Source organism: Massilia paldalensis, from assembly GCF_044901715.1.
GTDB lineage: Bacteria > Pseudomonadota > Gammaproteobacteria > Burkholderiales > Burkholderiaceae_D > Telluria > Telluria paldalensis.
In genome coordinates, this window is the sequence record NZ_JBJCIU010000009.1 from 23105 (window position 1) to 48506 (window position 25402).

General features: G+C 69.0%; 22 protein-coding genes. 6 read left to right on the forward strand and 16 right to left on the reverse strand.

What is annotated here, in order from left to right; translation table 11 throughout:
* Positions 1-21: 21 nt before the first annotated feature.
* From tssA to ACI1V7_RS26420, 7 genes are all read right to left on the reverse strand, one after another.
* Positions 22-1017, reverse strand: a complete 996-nt coding sequence (gene tssA, locus ACI1V7_RS26390; protein ID WP_404535262.1) for a type VI secretion system protein TssA — start codon at positions 1015-1017, stop codon at positions 22-24.
* A 10-nt stretch (positions 1018-1027) separates the two neighbouring features.
* Positions 1028-3694 (reverse strand): type VI secretion system ATPase TssH, encoded by a 2667-nt coding sequence (gene tssH / locus ACI1V7_RS26395; RefSeq protein ID WP_404535263.1) that lies wholly within the window; start codon positions 3692-3694, stop codon positions 1028-1030.
* A gap of 34 nt (positions 3695-3728) precedes the next feature.
* Positions 3729-4208: a type VI secretion system baseplate subunit TssE gene (tssE, locus tag ACI1V7_RS26400; protein ID WP_404535266.1), complete on the reverse strand. Its 480-nt coding sequence runs from the start codon at positions 4206-4208 to the stop codon at positions 3729-3731.
* 99 nt (positions 4209-4307) lie between these two features.
* Positions 4308-4799 carry an Hcp family type VI secretion system effector gene (locus ACI1V7_RS26405; protein ID WP_404535269.1) on the reverse strand — a complete coding sequence of 164 codons (492 nt, stop codon included), beginning with the start codon at positions 4797-4799 and terminating at the stop codon, positions 4308-4310.
* Positions 4800-4826: 27 nt separating this feature from the next.
* A complete protein-coding gene (tssC, locus tag ACI1V7_RS26410) occupies positions 4827-6317 on the reverse strand; it encodes a type VI secretion system contractile sheath large subunit (RefSeq protein ID WP_404535272.1) in 1491 nt (496 codons plus the stop codon).
* Positions 6317-6826 carry a type VI secretion system contractile sheath small subunit gene (gene tssB / locus ACI1V7_RS26415; RefSeq protein ID WP_404535273.1) on the reverse strand — a complete coding sequence of 170 codons (510 nt, stop codon included), beginning with the start codon at positions 6824-6826 and terminating at the stop codon, positions 6317-6319. Before tssB ends, tssC begins: the two co-directional genes overlap by 1 nt.
* Positions 6827-6859: 33 nt before the next feature.
* Complete coding sequence (locus ACI1V7_RS26420) at positions 6860-7444, reverse strand: tetratricopeptide repeat protein (protein WP_404535275.1); 585 nt, start codon at positions 7442-7444, stop codon at positions 6860-6862.
* A 191-nt stretch (positions 7445-7635) separates the two neighbouring features.
* Between ACI1V7_RS26420 and tssJ the strand changes: the two genes are divergently transcribed.
* The 3 genes from tssJ to icmH are packed head-to-tail and all read left to right on the forward strand — an operon-like array spanning position 7636 to position 10364.
* On the forward strand, positions 7636-8202 hold the full coding sequence (gene tssJ, locus ACI1V7_RS26425; protein WP_404535277.1) for a type VI secretion system lipoprotein TssJ: 567 nt from the start codon (positions 7636-7638) through the stop codon (positions 8200-8202).
* 54 nt (positions 8203-8256) lie between these two features.
* On the forward strand, positions 8257-9615 hold the full coding sequence (tssK, locus tag ACI1V7_RS26430; RefSeq protein WP_404535279.1) for a type VI secretion system baseplate subunit TssK: 1359 nt from the start codon (positions 8257-8259) through the stop codon (positions 9613-9615).
* On the forward strand, positions 9612-10364 hold the full coding sequence (icmH, locus tag ACI1V7_RS26435) for a type IVB secretion system protein IcmH/DotU (RefSeq protein ID WP_404535281.1): 753 nt from the start codon (positions 9612-9614) through the stop codon (positions 10362-10364). The genes tssK and icmH overlap by 4 nt, the downstream gene beginning before the upstream one ends.
* A gap of 96 nt (positions 10365-10460) precedes the next feature.
* On the opposite strand, the gene ACI1V7_RS26440 is transcribed toward icmH, so the two are convergent.
* From ACI1V7_RS26440 to ACI1V7_RS26455, 4 genes are all read right to left on the reverse strand, one after another.
* Positions 10461-11246, reverse strand: a complete 786-nt coding sequence (locus ACI1V7_RS26440; protein WP_404535375.1) for an OmpA family protein — start codon at positions 11244-11246, stop codon at positions 10461-10463.
* Between the two features lie 2 nt (positions 11247-11248).
* The gene (tagF, locus tag ACI1V7_RS26445; RefSeq protein ID WP_404535283.1) at positions 11249-12217 is read right to left on the reverse strand and encodes a type VI secretion system-associated protein TagF; all 969 of its coding nucleotides are present in this window, start codon (positions 12215-12217) and stop codon (positions 11249-11251) included.
* Entirely contained in the window at positions 12214-16014 is a 3801-nt protein-coding gene (gene tssM / locus ACI1V7_RS26450) for a type VI secretion system membrane subunit TssM (protein WP_404535286.1), read from the reverse strand. Before tssM ends, tagF begins: the two co-directional genes overlap by 4 nt.
* A 107-nt stretch (positions 16015-16121) precedes the next feature.
* Positions 16122-16961 (reverse strand): M15 family metallopeptidase, encoded by an 840-nt coding sequence (locus ACI1V7_RS26455; RefSeq protein ID WP_404535288.1) that lies wholly within the window; start codon positions 16959-16961, stop codon positions 16122-16124.
* A gap of 56 nt (positions 16962-17017) precedes the next feature.
* Between ACI1V7_RS26455 and ACI1V7_RS26460 the strand changes: the two genes are divergently transcribed.
* From ACI1V7_RS26460 to ACI1V7_RS26470, 3 genes are all read left to right on the forward strand, one after another.
* Positions 17018-17884: a hypothetical protein gene (locus ACI1V7_RS26460; RefSeq protein WP_404535290.1), complete on the forward strand. Its 867-nt coding sequence runs from the start codon at positions 17018-17020 to the stop codon at positions 17882-17884.
* Positions 17885-18059: 175 nt separating this feature from the next.
* On the forward strand, positions 18060-19724 hold the full coding sequence (locus ACI1V7_RS26465) for a VRR-NUC domain-containing protein (RefSeq protein ID WP_404535292.1): 1665 nt from the start codon (positions 18060-18062) through the stop codon (positions 19722-19724).
* Positions 19721-22033, forward strand: coding sequence for an ATP-dependent DNA helicase (locus ACI1V7_RS26470; RefSeq protein WP_404535294.1), 2313 nt, complete (start codon positions 19721-19723; stop codon positions 22031-22033). The genes ACI1V7_RS26465 and ACI1V7_RS26470 overlap by 4 nt, the downstream gene beginning before the upstream one ends.
* Here ACI1V7_RS26470 and ACI1V7_RS26475 read toward each other — a convergent pair.
* The 5 genes from ACI1V7_RS26475 to ACI1V7_RS26495 form a co-directional block, all read right to left on the reverse strand.
* Positions 22014-22757, reverse strand: coding sequence for a LytR/AlgR family response regulator transcription factor (locus ACI1V7_RS26475; protein WP_404535297.1), 744 nt, complete (start codon positions 22755-22757; stop codon positions 22014-22016). The two genes, ACI1V7_RS26470 and ACI1V7_RS26475, sit on opposite strands and share 20 nt — an antisense overlap.
* Positions 22758-23849 (reverse strand): sensor histidine kinase, encoded by a 1092-nt coding sequence (locus ACI1V7_RS26480; RefSeq protein ID WP_404535300.1) that lies wholly within the window; start codon positions 23847-23849, stop codon positions 22758-22760.
* 24 nt (positions 23850-23873) lie between these two features.
* A complete protein-coding gene (locus ACI1V7_RS26485; protein ID WP_404535302.1) occupies positions 23874-24620 on the reverse strand; it encodes a LiaI-LiaF-like domain-containing protein in 747 nt (248 codons plus the stop codon).
* Positions 24613-24978, reverse strand: coding sequence for a LiaF transmembrane domain-containing protein (locus ACI1V7_RS26490; protein WP_404535304.1), 366 nt, complete (start codon positions 24976-24978; stop codon positions 24613-24615). The genes ACI1V7_RS26485 and ACI1V7_RS26490 overlap by 8 nt, the downstream gene beginning before the upstream one ends.
* Before the next feature lie 217 nt (positions 24979-25195).
* Complete coding sequence (locus ACI1V7_RS26495; RefSeq protein ID WP_404535306.1) at positions 25196-25378, reverse strand: hypothetical protein; 183 nt, start codon at positions 25376-25378, stop codon at positions 25196-25198.
* Positions 25379-25402 lie beyond the last annotated feature (24 nt).

The window sequence follows — 25402 nt, forward strand, 5'->3', positions numbered from 1 at the left end:
CTGCGCAGGGGCGACGTCGGTTCAGGGCGCCGGTCTTTCCGCTACCCCCAGCATCTCCTCGATGTGGGCCACCGCCGTCTCATCCTTTACCAGCGCGCGCAGCCACACGTGCAGCGGCTGCTCCCCCCAGTGCGCGGCCTTGTCGGCCATGTAGGCGACGGGGCTGTGCGGCTCCGTGCGGCGGAAGAACTCGGCCACGGCGCGCAGCTGGGCCAGCGCCTGGGCGCGCGTCTGCAGCGGTCCCGCGGCCACGGCCGCGTGCGTCGGCACGGGTTGCGCGCCGCCCGTCGCCGGCACGGCCACGGAGGCGGCGGCAGCGGGCGGCGCCGCCAGCGGCTTGAGGAACACGTGCAGGTCTTCCAGCGCCGAGCGGGCCGCGCCGAAGCTGGGCCCGTCCGCCTCCAGCCGTGCGTCGACGCTGCGCTCCAGGCGCGCCAGCGCTTCCCCGCAATGTTCGCAATCGCGCATCAGCCCCACGTAGAAGCCGGCCGAGCCGCGCTGGCGCGCCGTCTCCAGCCGCGCCAGCGCATCGCCGCCCTGCACGCGCGCCGCCTCGACGTCGCGCAGCGCATAGGCGTCGGCGCCCTCCGTCAGCGGAATCTCGCGCAGCCAGGCGCCGATGCGCGCCGCCACCCACGCCAGGTTGCCGATGCGCTGCTCGAAGCCGCCGTCCTCCGGCAGCGGATACATCGATTCCCACCAGCGCTCGCACAGCTGCGCGATCAGCTGGAGGCTGTCGCCCAGGCCGCGCAGCCCGGCCGTCTTCGCGCCCGCCTCGGCCAGCCAGACGGCCAGCTGCAAGTCCTTGCTGCGCGTCTCGATCAACTGCGCGCACTGCTTCGCGACGAACTTCCAGTCCGCTTCCTTCAGCTCCGTGACCCAGGCGCCCTGCTCGAGCGACGGATCGTCGGCTTGGCGGGCGCGCACGATCGCATCGATCTCGCTGGAGAAAGCCAGGTCCTCGCCGCAGGGACGGCCCGCATCGATGGGTGCCAGCAGCTGTTCCAGGTTCAGCATGGTGTCCTCCCTAAGCCGCGTCGACCGCGTACTTGATCTTGCCGGCCTTGGTCGCGCCGACCTTGATGCGCCTGACGGCGCCGCCCGCCGCCATCCGGGCCAGCACGGCATCGGCGATCTCGGGCAGCAGCGTGCCGTTCAGGATGGTGTCGACGTTGCGCGCCCCCGAGTCGACCTCCGTGCAGCGCGCCAGCACCGCATCGACCAGCGCAGCGTCGTACTCGAAGGTGGCCTGGTGGTTCTCCAGCACGCGGCGGCGGATGCGCTCCAGCTTCAGGCGGATGATATCGGCCAGCACGGCGTCGTCGATCGGGTAGAACGGCACGACCGCCAGGCGGCCCAGGAAGGCGGGCTTGAAATGCTTCGCCAGCGCTGGCCGGATCAGGTCGGCCAGCTGTTCCGGCGCAGGGCGCTCCGCCGCCGGCTTGTTCAGGCAGGCGCCCATGATCTGGCTGGAGGCCGCGTTCGACGTCAGGATGATGATCGTGTTGCGGAAGTCGATCGTGCGGCCTTCGGCATCGTCCAGCACACCCTTGTCGAACACCTGGAAGAACAGTTCGAGCACGTCCGCATGGGCCTTTTCGACTTCGTCGAGCAGCACCACGCTGTAGGGATTGCGGCGCACGGCTTCCGTCAGCACGCCGCCTTCGCCGTAGCCGACGTAGCCCGGCGGCGAACCCTTCAGGCCGGACACGCTGTGCGCTTCCTGGTACTCGCTCATATTGATGGTGACGAGCTTCCTCTCGCCGCCGTACAGCAGGTCGGCCAGCGCCAGCGCCGTCTCCGTCTTGCCGACGCCGGAAGTGCCGACGAACAGGAACACGCCCTTCGGCTTGTTCGGGTCTTCCAGGTTGGCGCGCGCCGTGCGCACGCGCTGGGCGACGATGGCGCTCGCATGCCGCTGGCCGAGGATGCGCTCGTCGAGCAGGCGCTGCAGGTTCATCACGGTGCGCAACTCGTCCTTGACCATGCGGCCCAGCGGGATGCCGGTCCAGGCGGCGACGATGCCCGCGACCGTATGGCCGTCGACCTGCACCGGCACGAGCGGCACCTCGCCCTGCAGCGCATGCAGCTCGGCCAGCAGGGGCGGCAGCGCGGCGGCATCGGCGCTCCCCTTGCCCTGCCCTTCCAGGCGCGCGCGCACGGCCTGCATCTCGGCGCACAGCGCCTGTTCGCGTTCCCAGCGCGCCTGCAAGGCCTCGCGCTCGGCCTGCACGGCGCCGCGCTCGCCGTGCAGCGCGTCCAGTGCCGCGCCATGGTCGGCGCCCCCGCTTTCCTCGCGCGCCAGCGTGGCGATGCGGGCATCGAGCCGTTCCAGGCGGCGCACGCAGTCTTCCAGCACGGCAGGTGTCGCCTTCTGGCCCAGCGCCACCTTGGCGCAGGCCGTGTCGAGCACGCTGATCGCCTTGTCCGGCAGCTGGCGGCCGCTGATATAGCGGTGCGACAGGCGCACGGCGTCGACGATGGCGTCGTCGTAGATGCGCACGCCGAAATGCTTCTCCATCAGCGGCGCCATCGCGCGCAGCATGGCGCAGGCGGTGTCCTCGTCGGGCTCCTCCACCTTGACGACCTGGAACCTGCGCGCCAGCGCCGCATCCTTTTCGAAATACTTCTTGTATTCGCTCCAGGTGGTGGCCGCCACCGTGCGCAGCTCGCCGCGCGCCAGTGCCGGTTTCAGCAGGTTGGCGGCATCGTTCTGGCCCGCCATGCCGCCGGCGCCGATCATCGTGTGCGCCTCGTCGATGAACAGGATGATCGGGTGCAGGCTCTTCCCCACCTCGTCGATGACGTTCTTGAGGCGGTTCTCGAATTCTCCCTTGACGCTGGCGCCGGCCTGCAGCAGGCCCATGTCCAGCACGTGGATCTCGACGCCGCGCAGCACCTCCGGCACGTCGCCCTCGGCGATGCGCAGCGCCAGCCCTTCGACGACGGCCGTCTTGCCGACCCCGGCCTCGCCGGTCAGGATCGGGTTGTTCTGGCGCCGCCGCATCAGGATGTCGATCACCTGGCGGATCTCGGCGTCGCGCCCGATCACGGGATCGACCTTGCCTTCGCGCGCACGCGCCGTGAGGCAGGTCGTGTACTGGTCCAGCGCCGGCGTCTTGCCGGGCGCATGCGCTTGCAGCTCGCCGACGGGGTCGCACGACGGCAGCGCGGCCGCGTCCGCGGGCGCGGAGCGCGCGGGTGCTTCGTCGGAACCGTGCGTGAGCTTGTCGAAATCGTGCTTCAGGCGCTCGAGCGGGAACGCGGCGAAATGGCGCGACGCGCGCTGGGCCAGCTGCGCCAGGCCCGGCTCCGTCAACAGGGCCAGCAGCAGGTGGCCGCTGCGGATGCGGTTCGGCTGCGTGCCGTCCAGCTGCGCGCCCAGCGAGGCGATCAGCCACGCATGCTCGAACAGCAGCGGCAGGTGGCGCGAGAACACGGGCGTGCGCGTGCTGCCCGACGGCAGGCGCTCGACTTCGCGGCGCAGGTCGGTCTCGAGCCCCGTCAGGCTGACGCCGCCCTGGCGCGCGGCGGCGGCGACGTCGCTGCCCGGCTGTTCCAGCAGGGCCAGGAACAGGTGTTCGAGATCCACCTCGTACTGGCCGAGGCCCACGCAGATGCCGGCCGCGCGCGTGGCGGCGGCACGCGTGGTGTCGTTCAGCTTGCCGATCAGGGTCTTCAGGTTGATGTCCATCGTCGATATCCTTTCGATGAGCGGCCGCGGCACGCTAGCCGCGCGGGGGCCGGCCGGCCTTGCCGATCGTGTAATGGAGGGATGAGGGCTGCAGCACGGCGTTGAAATGCACGGTTTCCAGGCCCGTGCCGTTGCGATCTTCATCGGCCATGCGCAGCGTTGCCTCGATCGTGAAGTGCAGGCGGTTGACGCCGCTGGTCGCCGTTTCCAGCGTGGCGCTGACGTTGACGAGGCGCGGTTCGTGGCGTTCGATCGCCGCCTTCAGGCTGGCGCAGATCGCGGCCCGGTCCTCGCTGCTGGCCAGGCTGAAGGCAGCGAAGTCGGCCAGGCCGTAGTCCAGCACGGAGGCGCGCGCATGCGGCCAGGCGGCCAGCCGCCCGGGAGGCAGGCCGGCGCGCGTATTCAGCAGCGCTTCGAGTTCGCGCACGATGCTGTCCTTCAGTCCTTCGAGACCATGGCCCTGCGCGCGTTCCCCCATCAGGCGCTCCAGCAGGCCGCGCTGCCAGGCCGTCATGGCGGCACGCCCAAAAAAGACCGCGGCACAAGGCCGCGGCAAAGCGCCGGCAACGAGCGCAGGGGAAGGTTGGCAGGATGCGTCGTGCGCACGCCCACGTCAGACGATCTTGTTGGTGGCCAGGTCCCAGCCGCCGGACGTATTGCCGCCGGCGCCACCGCCGATCTTCTGCTGGGTGTACTTCCACTTGACCTTGGAGAATTTCAGGCCGACGTTCTCGGTCAGGAAGTCGCCTTCCTCGACGGCGGGCTGCACGGAGCCGATCAGCACGTTTTCCAGCTCGATTTCGAAGTACTTGACGCGTTCGCCCTGGCCGTCGGCGCGCATGAATTCCAGCTTGGCTTTCGGGATCGTCTTGCCGGACGAGCAGGTCTGCAGCAGCACGGGCGAGGACAGGTCGGCCAGCTTGGTGAACGTGACTTCGGAATGCTCGCAGCGTTCGGCCGTGTGGCCACCGCCCGTCGAGGAGGTGGCCGATTTCGGCTGCAGCACCTTCCAGTTCACGGATTTGCACTCGATCCAGTCCTTGTGCTTGTCGTCGGCCGATTCGCCCTTGATGCCGTCGATTTGCAGGTACACGTCTATTGCCATGTCTTACTCCAGTGGTTGGTGGTTGAATTACGACTTGGTCGACTGCGGCAGCTCCGCGACCAATCGGAGCGAAACGGACAGCTCGTCGAGCTGGAAGTGCGGGCGCAGGAAGGACACGGCGCGGTACACGCCGGGCCGCCCCGGCACCTCGGCCACCTGCACGCTCGCTTCGCGCAGCGGAAACTGCGCCTTCTGCTCCTGGCTGGCGTTGTCGTCCAGCAGGACGTACTGCGTCAGCCAGCGGTTCAGGTATTCCTCGACGTTGGCGGCGGCGGCAAAGCTGCCGATCTTGTCGCGCATCATCGCCTTCATGTAGTGTGCGATGCGCGAGACGGCGAAGATGTACTGCAGCTGCGAGGACAGCAGCGCGTTCGCGTTGGCAGCCTCGTTGGCGTACTTGCGCGCCTTCTGGGCCGACTGGGCGCCGAAGAACGCCGCATACGAGGTGTTCTTGCAATGCACCAGCGAGATGAAGCCCAGGTCCGACAATTCCTTCTCGCGGCGGTCGGTGATGGCCAGCTCGGTCGGGCACTTCAGCGCGACCTCGCCTTCGTCCGTCTTGAACGTGTGGGTGGGCAGGTTCTCGACCAGGCCGCCGCCCTCGACGCCGCGGATCGCCGCGCACCAGCCGTAGTCCTCGAACGCGCGCGTCAGCTTGGTGGCGAACGCATAGGCGGCGTTGCACCACAGGTATTTGTGGTGGTCGGTGCCATCGACGTCCTCGACGAAGTTGAAACCCTCGGTGGCCGTGCCGTCGACGGGGTTGTACGGCAACCGGCCCAGGAAGCGCGGCAGCGTCAGGCCGACGTAGCGGGAATCTTCCGATTCGCGGAAGGCCTTCCACTTCGCGTATTCGACCGTGTCGAACACTTTGGCGAGGTCGCGCGGGCGGCCCAGGTCGCCGAAGCTCTCCACGCCGAACAGTTCCGGCGCCGCCGCCGCGATGAACGGGGCGTGGCTGGCCGCGGCCACGTGCGACATCTGTTCCAGGAAGTACACGTCCTCGGGCTGGCGCGAGAGTTCGAAGTCGCCGATCAGGGCCCCATAGGGCGCGCCGCCGAAGCTGCCGAATTCTTCCTCGTACACTTTCTTGAACAGCGTGCTCTGGTCGAATTCCAGCGCAGACTGGAAGTCCTTCACCAGTTCGCGCTTGCCGGCGTTGAGCATGCGGATCTGCAGGTTTTGGCTCGTCGAGCTGTTCTTCACCAGGTAGTGCAGGCCCGTCCAGCTGCGCTCGAGCTTCTGGAATTCGGGGGCGTGCATGATCTCGGACAGCTGGCTCGAGATCATGCGATCTAGCTCCGCCAGGCGCGCATCGATGGTGGCCGACAGGTTGGTCGACATCACCATGGTCCCTTCCATCACCTGGCTCACCAGCTCGGAGATGATGTCGCGCGCACGCGCATGCTCGCTGCTCGACTTGGCGACGCGGCTCTCTTCGACGATCTGGTCCAGCAGGCCCGCATCGAGTTCCACGGTCTGGGTCGCGGCGGGTGCCGCTTCGAGGATCGCGCTCATCATTCCTCCTTCGCCGCGGCGCTCTTGCGCAGGCTGTCCAGCTTCTCGGTATTGGTCAGCACATCGTTGAGGATGTCTTCCAGCTTGTCGTTGCCGGCCAGCTTGTTGCGCAGGTCGGCGAGCTTGCCGCGCGCCTCCAGCAGGCCCTTGAGCGGCGCCACCTGCTGCACCACGGCTTCGGGCCGGAAGTCGTCCATCGCGCGGAACTGCAGCCGCACGGCGAACTCGCCGCCCTCTTCCGACAGGTGGTTCTGCACGCGGAAGCTGGCCACCGGGGCCACGCCGTCCAGCACCTCGTCGAAGTTGTCGGCGTCGATGCTGACGAACTTGCGGTCCTTCAGGCGCTTCCTGGCGGCGTCCGGATCGCTGCCGAAATCGCCCAGCACGCCGACCACGAAGGGCAGCTCCTTGTTCTCGATCGCATCGCCGATCTCGACGTCATACGTCATCTGCACGCGCGGGGCGCGCACTTTCTGCAGGCGCTTCTGCACGCTTTCATTCTTGGCCATGAGGGCTCCTCGGGTCGTCGGAACAGGCGCGGCTCACTTGAGCGCGCCGAACGGGTCGCTGCTGGCGGGACGGGGCGCCGGCGCCGCGATCGCCTTCTTCACCTGCGTATCCTTGGCGCGCGAGGACGCCGAACGGCTGGCACCCGGCAGCAGCTCGTTCTCGTTCAGGTTCGCGCGTAACAGCTTGGCCAGCTCCTGCGCTTCCGTGCGCACGTTGCCGGTCAGGTTGTTCTTCTGGCTCAGGTCCGCCAGCGCGCGGCTCGTCACGCGCAGGCCGCTGACGGCGACGATGCTGTTGGCCAGCGTGTCGTCCGGATCGCGTTCCAGCGCTTCCAGCGCATTGACGATCGCCTCGCCGTAGTTGGCGCTGTCGAAGCGCATCTGGGCCATGCGCACCCACGGCGTCTTCTCGGTGGGGAAGCTGGCGCTGGCCTTCTGCAGGACCGCATAGGCCTTGTCGTTCTGGCCCGCCATCACGGCGGCATCGGCTTCGGCCATCGCGGCGTTGACGTTGCCGGCCGGCTTCGTGCCGGCGACCGTCGGGCCGGTACTGGTGCAGGCGGACAGCACTACCGCACAGGCGACCACGGCCGGCGGCATCAAGCGTTGGAATCTCATCTGGCTCTCCCGGGTTGAAATCAGACGCCATTATTGGCGGGCGATTTCACAGAAGAGTTGCGTGTGGTCAACTTATCTGGGCCATCACATTGCGCGCGGTCGAAGGTGTCGTTGCGCCTGCGCAGGTGGCGTCAAGCGGATTGCCGTTAAATCTGTGCCTTGCTTTCATTCCTATGTGCAAGGTGATGCCGATGACGTCCTGTTTGCTCCTGATGTGCGTGTGCCTGCTCGCCGGCTGTGCCGGTTTTCCTTTGGACGGCGCGCTCCAGGCGACCGGCCTGCGCAAGCCGGCGCCGCTGCCGGAAGCCCAGCAACCTCCGCGCAAGGTGGCGCTGCACCTGCACGCGGCGCCGCGTCTGAACGTCGACGCGCGCGGGCAGCCGCTGGCGCTGCTGGTGCGCGTCTACCAGCTGCGCCAGCGCGATGCCTTCGAGCGCCTGCCGCAGGCCGCCTTCCTGTCGCCGGAAGCGGAGCGCGCGGCGTTGGGCGCCGACCTGGTGGCCGTGCGCGAGCTGACGCTGGTGCCGGGCCAGCGCCTCGACCTCGTCGAAACCATGCCGCGCGACGCAGGCCAGCTCGGCGTGGTCGCCCTGTTCCATGCCCCGGCGGCGCAGGGCTGGCGCCTGGCGTTCGCGGCGACCGACGCCGAGCGGGCCGGCGTCACCGTCGGCATGCACGCCTGCGCGATGACCGTCGGCGCCGGTGCACCCGCGAGCGGCACCGGCGCCAAGCCGCTGTCGCTTGTGCGCTGTCAATGAAGGCGATGGAGTTTCCCGCAAGCTAGTGAATTGTGTACAGCAAGGAGGGGAACCGTGAACATCCCGGCGAAGGTCTTGTGGGGCGAAGGCTTGTTCCTGCGCCCCCAGCATTTCCAGCAGCAGGACCGCTACCACGAAGCGCGCCTGGGCGAGACGGCGGCCGCCCTGCACCCGTATTGCTGGGGCGTGCGCCGGCTCGTGGTCGACACCGATGCGCTCAAGGCCGACATCCTGCGCATCGTCGACCTGTCGCTGATCTTCCCGGACGGGGAAATCGTGCGCGCGCCGGGACCGGATGCGCTGCCGCTGCAGGCGCGCCTGGCCGACCTGCCGCCGTCCGTGCAGACGATCACCTTCCACGCCGCCCTGCCCGTGCTGAAGCTGCATGGCGAGAACTGCGCACCGCGCGGGACGTCCGCGCTCGAGGTGCCCGCGTCCATGCGCTACGGCCAGCGCGAGCGCGACACCGAGGACCTGTACAGCGAAGCGGCGCCGGCGCCCGTCGCCTACCTGACCAAGACCGTGCGCCTCGTGCCGGACCTGGAAGCGCTGGATGCCTACGACAGCTTCCCGCTCGTGCGCCTGCATCGCCTGGCCATCGGCGGCTTCGAGATCGACACGTCGTTCACGCCGCCGAGCCTGTCGATCGACGGCGCGCCCGGCCTGCACGCCCGCCTGCAGCGGCTGATGGAAAAGCTGCTGGCCAAGGTCCACGCACTGTACGGCCACTATCGCGAGCCGGGCAAGAGCGTCGTCGAGCTGCGCGGCGGCGACGTTGCCTCGTTCTGGCTGCTGCACACGGTCAGCACCGGCTACGCCACGCTGAGCCACTACCTGGTGCACCGCGAGCTGCACCCGGAGCGCCTGTTCCACGACATGCTGGCGCTGGCCGGCTCCCTGATGACCTTTTCGCGCGGCCCCAAGCTGGAAGACCTGCCCGCATACGCGCACCAGGATCCGGGCCCCGCGTTCGCGCGCCTGGACGGCATCCTGCGCGAGCTGCTGGACACGGTGATCTCGTCCAAGTACTTCGCCATCGCGCTGTCGAACGACCGGCCGTCCTACCACCTCGGCACGCTCGACTCGGGCAAGATCGACGCGCACACGACGCTGTACCTGGGCGTCGCGGCCGACCTGCCGGCGCTGCAGCTGGTCGAGATCGTGCCGCTGCGCTTCAAGATCGGCGCGCCCGAGGATGTCGACAAGCTGGTGCTGTCGGCCATGCCCGGCGTGCGCTTGACCCATGCGCCCCAGTTGCCCGCAGCATTGCCGGTGCGCCCCGACACGTACTACTTCGTACTGGAGAACCGAGGCATCCTGTACGACAGCATGTTGAAAGCCCAGGCCATCTCGATCTACGTGCCGAACGGGATCCGCGACCTCCAACTCGAACTGATAGCGATCGCAGCATGACTCCACACGTCGAACGGCGCGCTGCGCCAGCCAGCGCCCAGGCCGCACCGGCCTCCCTCGTCGACATCATGGTCGACGGCTTCTATGCGCTGTTCCTGTTGAAGACCGGGTCCGGCCCCCAGGATAGGAACGCCTTCGCCGAGCACATGACGGCGTTTCTCGGCGAAGTCGACCGCAACGCCAAGGCGCACGGCATCCCCGCCGAGGACGTCACGGCGGCCAAGTACGCATTCTGCGCGGCCGTCGACGAGATCATCCTGCGCTCCGACTTCGCCATCCGCGACGCCTGGGAGACCCGTCCCCTGCAGCTGCGCCTGTTCGGCGACCAGCTCGCCGGCGAACACTTCTTCCAGCGCCTGGAAGACTTACGCGCCAAGGGCAGCGTGCACCTGCAGGCGCTCGAGGTCTACCATATGTGCCTGCTGCTGGGCTTCGAGGGGCGCTTCGCCCTGGATGGGCGCGACAAGCTGAACTACCTGACCGCGCGCCTGGGCGACGAGATCGCGCGCATGCGCGGAAAAACCCGCGGCTTCGCTCCGCATGCGGAGCGTCCCGACCAGGTCGCGCACAAGCTGGGCAGCGATCTGTCCCTGTGGGTGTTGAGTGGCGTGTTCGTGCTGGTCGGCCTGGGTGCCTGGCTCGGCTTCAACACGGCGCTGGCACGCGAGGCGGACGACAAGCTGGCCGCCTACAACGACCTGGTCAAGCTGCCACCGCGCTCGGCGAATGTGACCATTACGCTGCCGTAGCTACGTCGCCCCTGCGCAGGCAGGGGTCCAATTTTTTGTACGCGTATCGGCTGCGCCAGCCTAATTGGGCCCCTGCCTGCGCAGGGGCGACGGCGCTTATTGCACCACCTTGAACTCGATGCGCCGGTTGCGCGCGCGCCCTTCCGGCGTGCGGTTGTCGGCCACGGGGCGGTCAGGGCCCTCGCCGGAGACGGCAATCATGTCGGGATTGACGCCGTGCGCCGCCACGTAGGCCTTCACGGCCTCGGCGCGCGCCTGGCTCAGCGACAGGTTGCCCGCCCGCGAGCCGGCATTGTCCGTGTGCCCGATCACTTCGACGCGCTTGTCCTTCAGGCGCAGCAACACGGCGCTCATCTGGTCGAGGATGGCCTTGCCGGAATCAGCCAGCGTCGCCTTGCCGGATTCGAACTCGATGATGCGGTTGGCCAGCGCCGCATCCAGCATGCCCTGCTCCGACGCGGCCACGCGCAAGCCGTTGTTGACTGTGTACGAGGTATCCAGCGCCAGCGCCAGTTCGCCCGCGATCTGCTGGCGCTGGGCCTCGCTGGCGACGTCGCCGCGCAAGCTGACGCTGGTGCCGTCGACCTGCAGCTGGCCGCGGCTGACCAGCTTCAGGTTGGGGCCGACCAGCCTGGCCACGTGCTCGTTCCAGTTCGGCGGCGTCGTCACCCTGCCCACTGCCAGCTGGTCGACCACGCGGTCGGCGCCGTACACGGTGCGCAGGCGTGCCAGCAACGCGGTCTTCGCGGCGTCGTCGCCGACGGTACCGGAGACGACGATCGGTGCAGCGGGCGCAGCGGGTGCGGCGGGTGCGGCGGCCGACACCGCGTTCTGGGCACAGGCATTGCCGGCGACGGCAGCGCACAGGATCAGGATCTTAATATTCACGCGGCGGCTCCGATAAAGGTTTTCAGGAACAGTTCGCGCGCCGTGCGCAGTGGCAGCATGGGCTGCTCCAGGTAGCTGGCCAGGGCGCGCACGTCGATGTCGAGGCCCAGCTGCTCGTCGATCCAGGCATTGTCGTCCAGGTGCACCTGGTGCTCGAGCGCGACGAGCGGGTCGACCAGCGCGTGCAGCGTACCGGCCGCTTCGCCGCCGAAGCCGACCACCAGCGCCGGCCGGTCGCGCACGGCGGTCAGGAACAGCGCGAGATCGAAGCCGCTGCGGCGGATGAAGGGCGTCACCAGTTCGAGCCAGAATGCGGCCACCGCGTGGCGCGACGCGGCCTGTGCCGGCAGCGGCAGCACCAGGCTTTTCTGCAGCGCCGCCGGACGGCTGTGCATGACCGGCTGCAGCAGCAGGCCCAGGCCCAGGATCATGCGGTCGGCCGCCAGCGCCAGCTGGGATGACAGGGTACCGACGGTGGACGCGGCCAGGAAGTCGGCCAGGGGCGTATCGTAGTCGTCCAGCTCGACCTGGGCATCGGCGAGCGCCTGCAGGTCCGGCGCCGGATCGCTGCCCGCGAGCACGCGCGGCGCCATCTCCTCCAGGTAGCGCCACAGCGGCGCGAAGGCCAGGGGACAGCGCGATGCGAAGCCGGCCGGATCGGGCAGGTCGACGGTACGCATCATCAGGAAGGGAAAGCGGCGGCCCGACCGGTCGTGGCTGGCGACCAGGTGGCCGGCAACGGCATGGCGCCGGTCCGGGCCGACGAAGGCGAAGCTGACGGGCGCCATCGCATCGTAGTTCAGCTTCCAGCGCGCATCGAGCGGCAGGCGCGACATGACCTGGGCCAGCCAGTCGTCCAGCATGCCCAGCACGGCGCGGTCGTCGGCCTGCTTGACGAAGTCGCCGTGCGCGGGCAGCTTACCGAAGTAGCCGATGCGGCCCGCGCGCGCCTGCGGGCGGCTCATTGCGGAGCTCCCGGCGCGGCCCCTGCCGCGGCCAGCGAAGTACCGGAACCACCGGCGGCCTGGCGCCCGACGATGGCATCCGGCAGGCGCAGGCTGTTGAAACCGCGGCTGGCCTGGGCGTCGCCGGACGCCTCCTGGCTGGCGACACGCTTCAGGTTGACGGCCACGGCGACGTTGCCGGCGCTCCAGCGCAGTTCGTGGGTGCCGGCATCGACGCGCTTGTTGACGGCCGCCTCGATCATCTTCTGCAGGCCGAACTGGCCCGGCACGTTGAACAGTTCGACGGTGCGGCCATCGAAGGTGACGGCGCTGATCTTCGCCCCGCTGGCGCCCTGCGGTCCCGGATGCACCATGTTCACCCAGGCCGGCGGCGTGTTCCGGTAGCGCAGCTGCTGGCCGTCGATCTCGATCGTGTACTCGGTCACCCCGGGCGCGGCCAGCGGCAGCAGCTGGAACACGGTCTGCGGCCCGGCCTGGGCGCCATTGTTGGCGGCCACGCCGTTGCTTGAGAGCGGCGCGATCCAGCCCGGGAAGCCGCTCACCGCCTGGGGTGCCAGCGTGATGCCGATATCGGCCCAGGTGCGGCTGGACAGCACGTCGCCGCGCCGCACCACCAGCGGGCCCATGGTCGTGCCGACGAATTTCGCCACCGCCCCTTCCGGCCCGAACACCTGGCCGATCTCGGCCGGCGTGGCCTGGATCTGGGCGCCCGGCGCGAACGGGTACTTGGCCGCGAGCGTGGTGCGGAACGGTTCCAGCACCTGCGCCTGCCAGGTCTTGTTGATCTCCGATTCGGACGGCAGCACGATCATCGCGAAGGTCTGCACGAGTGGGCGCACGAGCAAGGGGCGCAGCATCTGCTTCTGGCCGTCCGTCATGCCGGTCAACATCTGCTCGTCGACGTATTTCAGCGCGTCGGCCAGTTCCGAGCCGCTGCCTTCCAGCGTCTGCTGCATCAGCTGCTTGGCGCCGGGGCCGGGGTCGCCCTGGTTCTTGAGCGTGTTCAGGCGGCTGCGCAGCTTCGACAGGGCGTCGAGGTAGCCCGTCATCAGGGAGGCGTCGCGCTCCTTGGCGCCGACCAGGCGCGCGACGCCGGCGAACTCGCGGCCCACCGGTCCCGCCGCCTGCACGCCGCCCACGGGCAGCGGCCCGATCGCGTCGGCGGCCTGGCGCGCGCCGGACGGCGCCTGGCGCAGCACGACTTCGCGGAACCAGCCGGCCAGGCCGCGCTTGAGCTTCGCCGTATCGACCCGGGCCTGGGCCGGATCGTCCCACATGGTCTGCTCATGCACGGTCCTGAGCACCCTGGCCAGCGGCGAGGCCTGCGGATCGCCCAGGCGGTTCATCGCCTGCACGCTGGCGTCGAAGCCGTTCAGGTCGGCGATCGTCACGCCCTGCACGAACTTGGTCCATTCGCGCGCGTAATCGGCCTTGTACAGGTCGACCAGCGCCTTCTGGATCTGTTCCGGGCTGCCTTCCAGCGTCAGGTCGTCCTTGGCCACGCTCTTGAGAACCCAGTCGCTGCTCTGCAGCTCGCGGCTGGACGCGTCGCGGATCGCGCCCTGCACATACTTGTCCCAGGCGTCGCGCGTGAAAGCGCCGCTGACGGCGTAGCTGCCGACCACCAGCGCCTGGTCCTGCTCGCCGACGATGCGCGCCACCGTCACGGCCGGGAAGCGCGTCGCGGCGCGGGTGCGGATGTCGGCATACACGCGTTCGCGGGCCGGCGTGCCGCGCACCACGCGGCGCAGGTTCTCGCGCGCGCTGTCGAGCAGGCTCAGTTTCGGCGTGATCTGCGGCCAGGCCTGGTCGTCGACGTGCGCGAGCACGAAGGTCAGCAGGCGCTCGGCGCTGCGGATCATCTGCTCCTTCGGCATGGCGCCGCGGTTCGCATCGAGCCAGCCGCGCCAGTAGCGCGTGAGCTGGTCGTTCAGGTGACCCGGCTCGGCATGGCTCTTGTCGGCCAACATCAGGTAAGTCTTGAGGGCGTTGTAGGCATCGCCGACGTTGGTGGCCGAGACGCTCTGGTAATCCTGGCCCGGCCTGGCCGCCGGCGTGGCCCGTGCGTTCGGGTCCAGCTGGGCGGCGTTCGCGTTCATCTCGGCCAGCAGGCTTTCGAGCGCGCCGGCGACGGGCAGCACCATCACCTCGCGCACACCGGCAAAGTACTCGTCGCGCAGCTTGCGTTCCAGCGCCTCGCCCTGGTACAGGCCGAAGGACAGCGCCAGCGGCCGCTCGTTGCGGTAGCGCTCGAGCTGCTCGATGCGGTCCTGCAGGATGTCCAGCGCTTCCAGACGCGACTGCAGGTCGGCGCGGCGCGCCTGCAGCTTGACCACCTTGTCGAGGTCCGACTGCACGTTCGCCACCAGCTGGCGGTTGCCCATATAGGACCAGCTCCAGCCGCCCAGCGCCGCGCCCAGCAGCACGGTGGCGGCGAAGAACACGCCGATGCGCAGGCGCGCCGCGCCCGGACTGGTGTAGCGCTTGACGAGGTCGCGGTCGGCAAAGATCACCTTGCGGAACAGCTGCAGCAGGAAGTAGCCGCTGTGCTCTTCCGACGGCGCGGGCTTGTCGTCGGCCGCGGACGCCGACGGGCGCAGCGCCAGGTCGAAGCGGGTGGCCACGCGGCGCGAGGACAGGTTCTCGACGGCGCCTTCCTGCAGGGCGCTGGTGAAATAGAAGCCGCGGAACACGGGCTTGAACTGCCAGGTGTTTTCCTCGAACAGCGTGGCCAGGAAGCCGCGCAACTGGGGCTTCAGGGCTGCGAATTCGAGCGGGAACGTGAACACCCCGGGACGCGGCGTGGCGCTGCGGTTGCCGGCCATGCTGGCCAGGCTCATTTCCTTCAGCCCGTCGTGCAGCTCGTCGAAATGGCGGTCGAAGAAGCCGAGCACGTCGACCGGCGTGCTGCGCCGGTTATAGCGCAGCGTGGCGCCCCACACGCGTTCGCGCTCGCTGCGTTCGCTGTCGTGGAAGAAGTCGCCAAAGCCGGCGATCAGGTCGGCCTTCGTGAAGATCACGTAGACGGGCGCATGCACGCCGAGGCGTTCCGTCAACTCCTGTACCCGGGTGCGCAGGCTCTTGGCCAGTTCAATCGCGGCTTCCGGATTGCCGCCGGCCAGTTCGGCCACGCTCACGGCGATCAGGATACCGTTGATCGGCGCGCGCGGACGGTGCCGCCGCAGCAGGTCGAGGAAACCGAACCACTCGCTGCGGTCGGCCTCGAACACGGAATAGCGGCCGGCCGTGTCGAGCAGGATGCCGTCGGTGGTGAAGAACCAGTCGCAGTTGCGGGTGCCGCCCACGCCCTGTACGGCCTTGCTGCCGGGGATCGGAAAGGTCAATCCGGAGTGCTTGATCGCGCTGCTTTTCCCTGCCGCCGGGTTCCCGATGATCATGTACCAGGGCAGCTCGTACAAGGCCGCCGCGCCGCGGGTCAGGCCCAGCTTGGACGTCTTGATCGTGTGGATCGCTTCCAGCATGCCCTTGCGCAGCACGGCGGCGTCGCTCCTGCCATGCGCCTTGGCATCGCCATCGCCGTCCTTGCCCTCCTTGCCCATGCTGGCGACCAGGGCGTCGCCCAGGCTCGCGGCCTCGCGCTTGCGCCGCCACGCCAGCACGAGGCGCCACACGCCCCATGCGGCCAGCAGCACGAGACCCAGCAGCAGCGCCCACAACACCGCCTCTTCGGGCGATTCGAGTTCGGGCACGATGACGACGGCCAGTGCCGCCGCCACGCCGATGCCGATCACGGCCAATACACGTCTGTCGGTGAGAAACTGCCAGAGTCGGGCCATATCGTTCGCTCGGAAGTAATGAATACCACCGGCAAGTCTGGCACTATTTCCTGCCTGAAAATTTGAGATGAGACAAGCGGCCTCCAGCGTCGTCCCGGCGGCCGGGATCACTTGCGCATTACCCCGCGCAGGCGCAGTTCGGTGTGGCCGAAATCCATCATGGCCCAGCGTCCGCCCCAGGTCAGGCCCAGCGATTCCGCTACCTCGCCGTACAGTTGGTAGCCGCGCATCGCCCACGGATCCTTTTCCGAGATCACCAGCTTGCCGTCGCGCCAGAACGCGCAGTCGGCGGCCAGGCCGTACTGGTGCCAGCTCTGGAAGGCGCGTGCGTTCGTCACCTGCGTGCCCATGCGCGCCAGCATGTCCTGGCGCGCGGGACTGCGATAGCCCTCCAGCAAGGCCATCTCGTAGCCGTGCTTTTCCTTCATGATCTTGAAGGCCAGCAGCAGGCGCTGGTTGAAGTCGGGGTGCAGCAAGCCCCAGTTGCGGCTGGCATCGACGAGCATCGGCCGCACCAGTTCCACCTCGCGCGTCGTGAACGCCAGCGGCGGCAAGGCGGCCGGCGGCACCAGCTGCTCTCCCTTCAGCAGGGCGGCTACCTGCGGATCGACGACGGTCTCGACCGGCTCGTAGCCGGGCAGCATGTCCGGATTACGCATCAACAGCGCCAGCAACGATGGCACCACGATCACGGGCAAGCCGATCGCACACGATACCCGGTTGCGTCTTAACAACGCCCGCACGTCGCGCCAGGCGATGCCCGCGCCGGACCAGCCCGCCCGCACGGTGCTGCCGCCGGCCCGGCCCCAGCCCCCCGCGCGCCACAGCAGCCGCCGCTGCAGCGCCCCGAGGAATTGCAGCAGCGACGCCCGCCCGGCCGGGAACACGACCAGGCCGATGACGCTGCAGGCCAGGCAAAAGTAGAGGAACACGAGGAAGATCAGCATCGCTTTCTCCGCATTGTTTCTAATTGGAATTAATTTCCAATCTTAGGAGTAACGCGGTGCGCCCTACAGATGAAAATCAACCCGGCTCCAGGCGTCCCAACCTGATGTCCTCGTCGCGCCGCGCCAATGGCGAAATCAGCATCCTGGCCATGCTCGACGGCCAGTCGCGCCGTTCGCTGGCGCGGCGCTTCCCCCGCATGCCCGCGCTGCTGGCCTATGCGGCCGCCGGCACGGCCGCATGCACGCTGGTCGGCGTGCTGGCCTGGCTGGCGCACGACGGCATGGACCGGTCCGCAGGCAAGGACACCGACGGCAACACGATGACCGTCGCGCAAGCCCCGTCCACGCCGGCAAGCACGGACGCGGAGGCGGCGACGCAAGCGGCCGCTCCCGACGAAGCCCTTTCACGCGCGCCGGCGCCCGCCACAGCCGACGTCGATGCCCCCCTCCCAACCGGAACCGCCGCCATCGTCGATGCGCTGAATACCGACATGCCCCCACCGGACACGCCTACGGCAGCCGATGCCCTGCCGGCACCAGCCGCACCAGCCGCACGACCGCTGCCGACGGTGGCCAGCGTGCCCGCATCGCCGTCTGCCTTGGCCGCGGGCGCCGACACCGGCAAAGCGGGAGCAATGGCGGCAACGCCACCGACACGCAGCCATGGTCCGAAGGGCGCCGCCGTTCGCCCCCTCGCCGTCGTCCGGCCCGTCCAGGCGCCCGTGCGCACCGGCACGCCGCTTAAACCCAAACGCAACGCGGCGCCGACCAAGCTGGCAGCCCCCGCCGTCGACATGGACGTCGCCCTGATCACGGCCATCATCCAGCACGCCGGCCGACCGCTCGACGCGACCGGCGCCGAGCATGCCGACGCGACCTGCGCCGGCAAGCCTTGCGGCCCGCGGATGCCGGAACAACCGTGAACGGCCGACGCATCCGCGCTCGTCGGCATTGACGTTCCGATAAGGCGTGCGGCCAGCCGCGCGCCAAAAACGACGTCCGGCGCCAAAACCGCTGGGCGCGACCCGCCTGCCACGGCTATACTGTACAAAGATACAGTTGGCACGGATTTGACGAAGATTTAGGCGGCGGCGAGGCATGATCAGGGTTCTGGAAAACGAGTTTTATTACCTGGACAACTTCCAGCGCGTGCTGGACTGGATTGCCGAGCGTTATGCCGACCTGCTGGTCGACGAGGAGCACGCGTTCATCGCCGCCTTCCCCACCCTGCCCCAGGCGGCGCGCGCGCTCTTCGTGCGCCTCGTGATGCGCAAGGGCACGCTGTTCCGTGCCAGCAAACTCAACTACGCCGAGATCGGCTGCCCCGTCGAGGCGGCGCACGCGCTGCTGCCCACCGGCTGGATCGAATGCGATCCGACGGTCGACATCGACGAACTGTTCGACCTGCTGGTCAAGCCGGAACTTGCGGCGGCGTTTGCGCTGGACGGTGCGATCAAGAACGCGCGCAAGGCCGACCAGCTCGAAGCGCTGCGCCTCGATCCGCGCCACGCCGAGGCGCGGCCGTTCTCGCGCTGGTTCGCCGCCAGTTCCGACCTGGCGCTGCGCCTGCTCGTGCAGCCCCTGTGCGACCGCCTGCGCCTGCTCTTCTTCGGCAACCTGAGCCAGGACTGGACCGAGTTCGTGCTGTCCGACCTGGGCCTGTTCCGCTACGAGAAAGTCGAGTTCTCGCCCGCGTCGCGGGGTTTCCGCACGCGCAGCGACATCGAGCACTACCTGCGCCTGCACGCCTGCAAGGAGCGCTATTACGCGGGCGAGCCGGCCGCCGAGATCCTGCCGGACCTGGTGGCCGCGCTGCCCGCCGGCGGCTTCGACAACCCCTGGCTGGACAGCCGGCGCGAGCGCCTGATGTTCCAGCTCGGCCAGCTGTTCGAGAAGGAAAAGGACTGGGAGCGGGCGCACGCCGTGTATGCCGACTGCCGCTATCCGGGCGCGCGCGGCCGGGCGATCCGCGTGCTGGAAAAGCACGAGAAGTTCGACGCCGCCTATGCCCTGTTCGAAGTGGCCCGGTCCGCGCCGGAAAGCGACGCCGAGCGCCAGCACCTGCTGCGCATCGGCCCGCGCCTGGCGCGCAAGCTGGGCCACCCGAAAAGCCCGGCGCGGCGCGCGACGCCCGTCGAGCGGCTCGACCTGGTGCTGCCGCCCTCCAACGACATGCGCGTCGAAGGCGTCGTGCTGGAACACCTGTGGCGCGACGAGGCGCCCGTGTTCTACGTCGAGAACGCGCTCGCGAACACGCTGTTCGGCCTGCTGTGCTGGAAGGCCGTGTTCGCCGCGATTCCCGGCGCCTTCTTCCATCCGTTCCACCGCGGCCCGGCGGACCTGTTCAGCGCCGACTTCCAGCGCCGCCGCCAGGCCGAGTTCGACGCCTGCCTGGCCATGCTGGACGATGGCAGCCACCGCGCCGCGATCCTCGCCACGCATGCCGAAAAGGCGGGGCTGCAGTCGCCGTTCGTGTCCTGGGAATGGCTCGGGCGCGACGTCATCGAGCTGGCGCTGGACTGCATCCCGGCCGCGCACCTGAAGCTGTGGTTCCGCCGCATCCTCGATGACGTGCGCGACAACCGCACGGGCTTTCCCGACCTGATCCAGTTCTGGCCCGGGGAACGACGCTACTGCATGATCGAAGTGAAGGGCCCGGGCGACCGCCTGCAGGACAACCAGTTGCGCTGGATCGACTATTGCGCCGCCCACGGCATGCCCGTCACCGTCTGCTACCTGCAGTGGGAGCGCGCGGCGGCATGAGCGACACCCTCATGCAGCAACAGCGCCGATACAGCGTGGCGGTACGCGCGCTGTGCGAATTCACCGCCAAGCAGGGCGACCTCGACCTGCGCTTCACGCCCTCGCCGACGGCTCAGGAAGGCATCCAGGGCCATGCGATCGTGGCCGCCCGGCGCGACGACAACTACCGCAGCGAGGTCGCCCTCGAAGGCAGCTACGGTCCGCTGCACGTGCGCGGCCGCGCCGACGGCTACGACCCGGACAAGAACCTGGTCGAGGAAGTGAAAACCTACCGCGGCCAGCTCTCCAGCATCCCCGCCAACCACCGCCACCTGCACTGGGCCCAGCTGCGCGTCTACGGCCACCTGCTGTGCGAACAGCTCAACCTCCCCGCCGTCAACCTGGCCCTCGTGTACTTCGACATCGGCAGCCAGCAAGAGACGTCGTTCAGCGAAATGCGCACGCGCGAGGAACTGGCCGCCCTGTTCGCTGACCAGTGCGAGCGCTTCACCGCGTGGGCCGAACAGGAACTGGCGCACCGCGCGACGCGCGACGCGGCGCTGGACGCGATGCGCTTTCCCCACGCGGACTTCCGCCCCGGCCAGCGCCAGCTCGCCGAAGCCGTGTTCCGCGCCAATGCCGGCAAGCGCTGCCTGCTGGCGCAGGCGCCGACCGGCATCGGCAAGACCATCGGCACGCTGTTCCCCGTGCTGAAGGCGGCGCCGAAGCAGGAACTGGATAAACTGTTCTTCCTGGCCGCCAAGACCCCGGGCCGCCAGCTGGCGCTGGACGCCGCCGCCACGCTGAAGCGGGGCGCCGCGCTGCCGCTGCGGGTGCTGGAACTGTCCGCGCGCGACAAGGCCTGCGAGCATCCGGACAAGGCCTGCCATGGCGACGCCTGCCCGCTGGCCAAGGGTTTCTATGACCGCCTGCCCGCCGCCCGCGCGGCAGCGCTGGACGCGCCCCTGCTCGACCGCGCCACGCTGCGCGAGATCGGCCTGGCGCGCGACGTCTGCCCCTACTACCTGGGCAGCGAGATGACGCGCTGGAGCGACGCCATCGTCGGCGACTACAATTACTGGTTCGACGGCGGCGCCATGCTGTACAACCTGGCGCAGGCCAACGGCTGGCGCGTCAGCGTGCTGGCCGACGAGGCGCACAACCTGGTGTCGCGCGCGCGCGGCATGTACAGCGCCAGCCTGGAGCGGGCATCGCTGCGGGCCGCGCGCGCGGTGGCGCCGCCCGTCGTCGCGAAAGTGCTGGAAAAGCTGGGGCGGGCCTGGACCGGCGTGAGCAAGGAGGCGCCGCTGCCCTACCAAGTGCTGGACAAGATCCCGCCCAAGTTCACGGACATCCTGGCCACGGCCGTCAGCGCCATCACGGAACACCTGGCCGAGCAGGCGGTGCCGCTCGACCCGGCGCTGCAGGAGTTCTATTTCGACGCGCTGCAGTTCGCGCGCCTGGCGGAGTCGTTCGGGCCGCACTCGCTGTTCGACCTGACGCGCGCGGACGAACGCGATACGGTGCTGTGCATCCGCAACGTGATCCCCGCCCCCTTCCTCGGCCCGCGCTTCGCGTTCGCCCACGCGACGACGCTGTTCTCGGCCACGCTCAGCCCGTGGAATTATTTCGCCGACCTGCTGGGCATGCCGGAGACGACGGCCTGGATCGACGTCGACTCGCCGTTCCGCGCGAGCCAGCTGGACGTGCACGTGGCGCGCGGCATCTCCACGCGCTACCAGCAGCGCGCCGCCTCGCTGGGACCGATCGCGGACCTGATGGGCCGCCAGTACGCGCAGGCACCCGGCAACTACCTCGCCTTCTTTTCCAGCTTCGACTACCTGCAGCAGGCGCTGGCGCGCTTCGAACGCGAGCATCCGGACATCCCCACGTGGACGCAGGCGCGCCGCATGAGCGAACCGGAACGGGCCGACTTCCTGGCGCGCTTCGTCCCCGGCGGCCGCGGCATCGGCTTCGCCGTGCTGGGCGGGTCATTCGGCGAAGGCGTCGACCTGCCGGGGGACCGCCTGATCGGCGCCTTCGTCGCCACGCTCGGCCTGCCGCAAGTGAATCCCGTCAACGAACAGGTCAAGCTGCGCATGGACGAACTGTTCGGCGCCGGCTACGACTACACGTACCTGTATCCGGGCATGCAGAAGGTCGTGCAGGCGGCCGGCCGCGTGATCCGCACGGAACAGGACCGCGGCACCGTGTGGCTGATCGACGACCGCTTCGCCCGCCCCGAGGTGCAGGCGCTGCTGCCGGCCTGGTGGCACATGGGTGCCGATGGAAATGGCGGGGCCGGTCTGCCTAGCGCAGCAGCTCCCTGAGCTTCTGGTAGCCGCTGCGGCTGATGGGGACGCGCGCGTCACCCGCAAGGAGCGCGCAGTGCCCGTCCTTGCCGGACGGCTCGATGCGCACGATCGCGTCTAGGCGGACGATGTAGGAACGGTGCACGCGCAGGAAAGCCTGGGCATCGAGCTGTTCCTCCAGCTCGGCCAGCCGCTGGTTCTTGAGCCAGCGCCGCCCGCCGGCGCAGATGGCCACGTAGTCGTCCTGCGCCTCGATGTAGTCGACCTGCCCGGCCGGGATCACGTGCACGCGCGCGCCGTCGCGCACGACGATGCGTTCGAGGCTGCCGTGGCGGATGCGCGCCTGCCCCGTGAGCGCCTCGATGGGCTGCTGCGAGGATGCGCGCGGCACGCGCAGGCGTTCGCGCGCATGCGTCAGCGCCGCGTCCAGGCGCGCGGGCGGGAACGGCTTCAACAGGTAGTCGATCGCATGCACCTCGAAGGCGCGCAGCGCGAACTGGTCGTAGGCGGTGACGAACACGTAATGCACCTTGCCGCCCGCCAGCTCGGCCACCTCGAAGCCGTCCAGGCGCGGCATCTGGATGTCGAGGAAGACGAGGTCCGGCGCCAGCTCGGCGATCGCCTTGACGGCCTCGAAGCCGTTCTCGCATTCGCCGACGATTTCCACGTCCGCATGCGCGCCCAGGTATTCGCGCAGCAGCGCGCGCGCCAGGTGTTCGTCGTCCACGATCAGTACCCGCATTCAGGCCTCTTCCATCGTCGTTGCGCCATGCGGTGCGGTCTGCGCCGGCAGCGCCAGCTCGACCACGAACCGCCCCTCTTCCATGCCCCAGCGCGCACCGGCCTCGTCGCCATAGCTGGCGGCCAGCCGCTGGCGCACGTTGTCCAGGCCCAGTCCCGTCCCGCGGCTTCCGGCGGCGGCACCTTCCTGGTCGACGTCGTTCTCGACGCGGATGCGCAGCAGCGCACCGGCGCGGCGCGCCTCGACCCGGATCAGGCCCGGGCCGATCATCTGGCCGATGCCGTGCTTGATCGCGTTCTCGACGAGCGGCTGCAGCAGCATCGGGGGCAGCAGGCAGGCGGTCGCATCGTCGTCGACGGCGGCCTCGAAGCGCAGGCGCGCGCCGAAGCGCACCTGCTCGATCGCCAGGAAGTGTCGCACCAGCTGCATTTCCGTGTCCAGCGCGACCTTGCGGTCCGCGTGCAGGCCCAGGCTGTGGCGGAAGAAATCGGCCAGCTGCTGCGTCATCGCGCGTGCCGCGGCCGGGTCCAGCGCCGTCAGCGCGCTGATCGAATTGAGGCTGTTGAACAGGAAGTGGGGATCGATCCGGGCGCGCAGCATGCGCAGTTCGGCGTCGCGCGCCGCCAGCATCATCTGCAGGCGCTGGGTCTCGAGCAGGCGCACGCGCTCGGACTCGATCATCAGGTAGTTGACGGCGGCGGACAGGCCGTACAGCAGCACGCCCAGCCCGAACATCGACACGATCAGCGGCGCATTCAGGACCAGCCCGCCGGACGGTCCCAGCGCATCCAGCACGCCGTTCCAGGCGGCGCCGATCGCGCACCACAGCGCCGCCGCGCAGGCCGCCGTCGCGCCGATGCCGGCGGCGATCGCCAGCGGATGCTTCTGCCCCAGCGGATAGGCGCGGCACACGTAGTAGGCCGAGAACCCCGTGCCCACCGCGTACGCCAGCACCAGCGGCACGACGAACGGCAGGCTCGCCCCCCAGCCGGCGCCGCCCGCCGCCAGCATGCCGGCGAACAGCAGGCCAAGCAGCAGCCAGGCCAGTAGGTAAAGCCGCGCCGCGCGCCAGCTGGAAAAGACGCCCTGCATCCGTTCCGCGCCCCCGGTTCCCGACTAGTTCCGGACTTCGACACCGCCCATGATCGCGTAGCCGCGGATCACGAGGCGCTTGCCGTTGTCCGGCGGCGTCGCCGTCTTTTCCGCGAAGCCGCCCATCACGGGCGTGCCGTTCAGGACCACGGTCCAGTCGGGCGGAACCCGGATGTTGATGCCGCCCCAGATCGTGAAGACGTTGATGACGGCCTCCTTGACGATGGCCGCGTCGCGCAGGTCGAGCATGCAGCCGCCCATGATGGCCGTGATCTCGCCGCCGCGGAAATCCTTGCTGCCCACGCTGCGCTCGAAGCCGCCCAGCACGGCGACGATGTCGACGACGTCGTCGGCATGCGCTGTGCTGCCGTCCGGCCCCTTGGCCAGCGACACGCGATCGACGCGGCCCGGCCCCACGGAGCGGTACAGCACCAGGCCGCCCAGCGCGATCAGCGCCAATGGCCACAGCGTGTCCCAGCTGATATAGAAGAAGCCCATGCGGCTCACCGTCATCAGCACGCCGACGGCCACCAGCACGGCGCCGACGTAGCTGCCGCTGCGCGGTCCGTTACCGAACAGGATCATCGAACCGCCGATGATGAAGACCAGCGGCCAGAATCCGATCGCGTGGCGGAATTCGACGATGTCGAGGTTATCGAGCAGGAACAGCACGCCCAGGCCCACGACCAGCAGGCCGAGGATCACCTGGCTCGACGCGTTGTGCGCCGGCGCGCCGGCGGCGCCTGCCGCTCCCTTGGTGTCCTCATTCATGGCCCTTGCCTCCCCTGAAACGACGCTCGGCGATGGGCCGCACGGCCATCGTGATGCCGGTGATGATGATGAACAGCGGCCAGCTGTTCCCGAACGTCAGGCCCCACAGGCCCTCGAACACGGCGAACAGCCACAGGCCGATGAACACGGTCCACAAGCCGTTCGAGAATTCGCGCGCGCTCGGGTAGCCGATGGTCTGGTTGATGCCGACGACGACCAGCAGCAGCGGCGCATAATGCCACAGCTCGCTGATCTCCAGCTTGCCCAGCTGGTCGAGCAGGAAGGCCACGCCCAGGCCGACCAGCAGCAGGCCCCACAGCACCTGGCGCCGCAAGTGATAGGACGCTTCGCTTTTCATGTTCACCTCGTCGTCATTGTCGATGGATGCAACGATACGGCAGCGCCGCGACGGCGCAAAGCGCTTTTCGGCGAATGGCGGGATGGGGCCGGTGAACGGCGGACGAACCGGTGAACGGAAGGGAAAACGGGCGCAGGCAGGGGAAGGACGGTGGAACGGGACGAAAAAAAACCCGCCGCGTGGACGCGGCGGGCTTTCAGGCAAAGACCGGGGCGGGTCAGGCGGCCGGTGCGCTCGCGGCCTGCTGGCGCTGGGCCTGGCCTTTCGGCTGGTTGCGGTACTTGGCGCGGGCCTCGGCCTGCTTGACGGCCTCGCGTGCGATATTCGTCTTGCGGATTTTCGCACGTTCCTTCTTGCCGCGGTGTTGTGCCACGTGCTTGCTGCCGATCTTGGCGGTCATGGAGTTCTCCTCTGTAATGAAAGC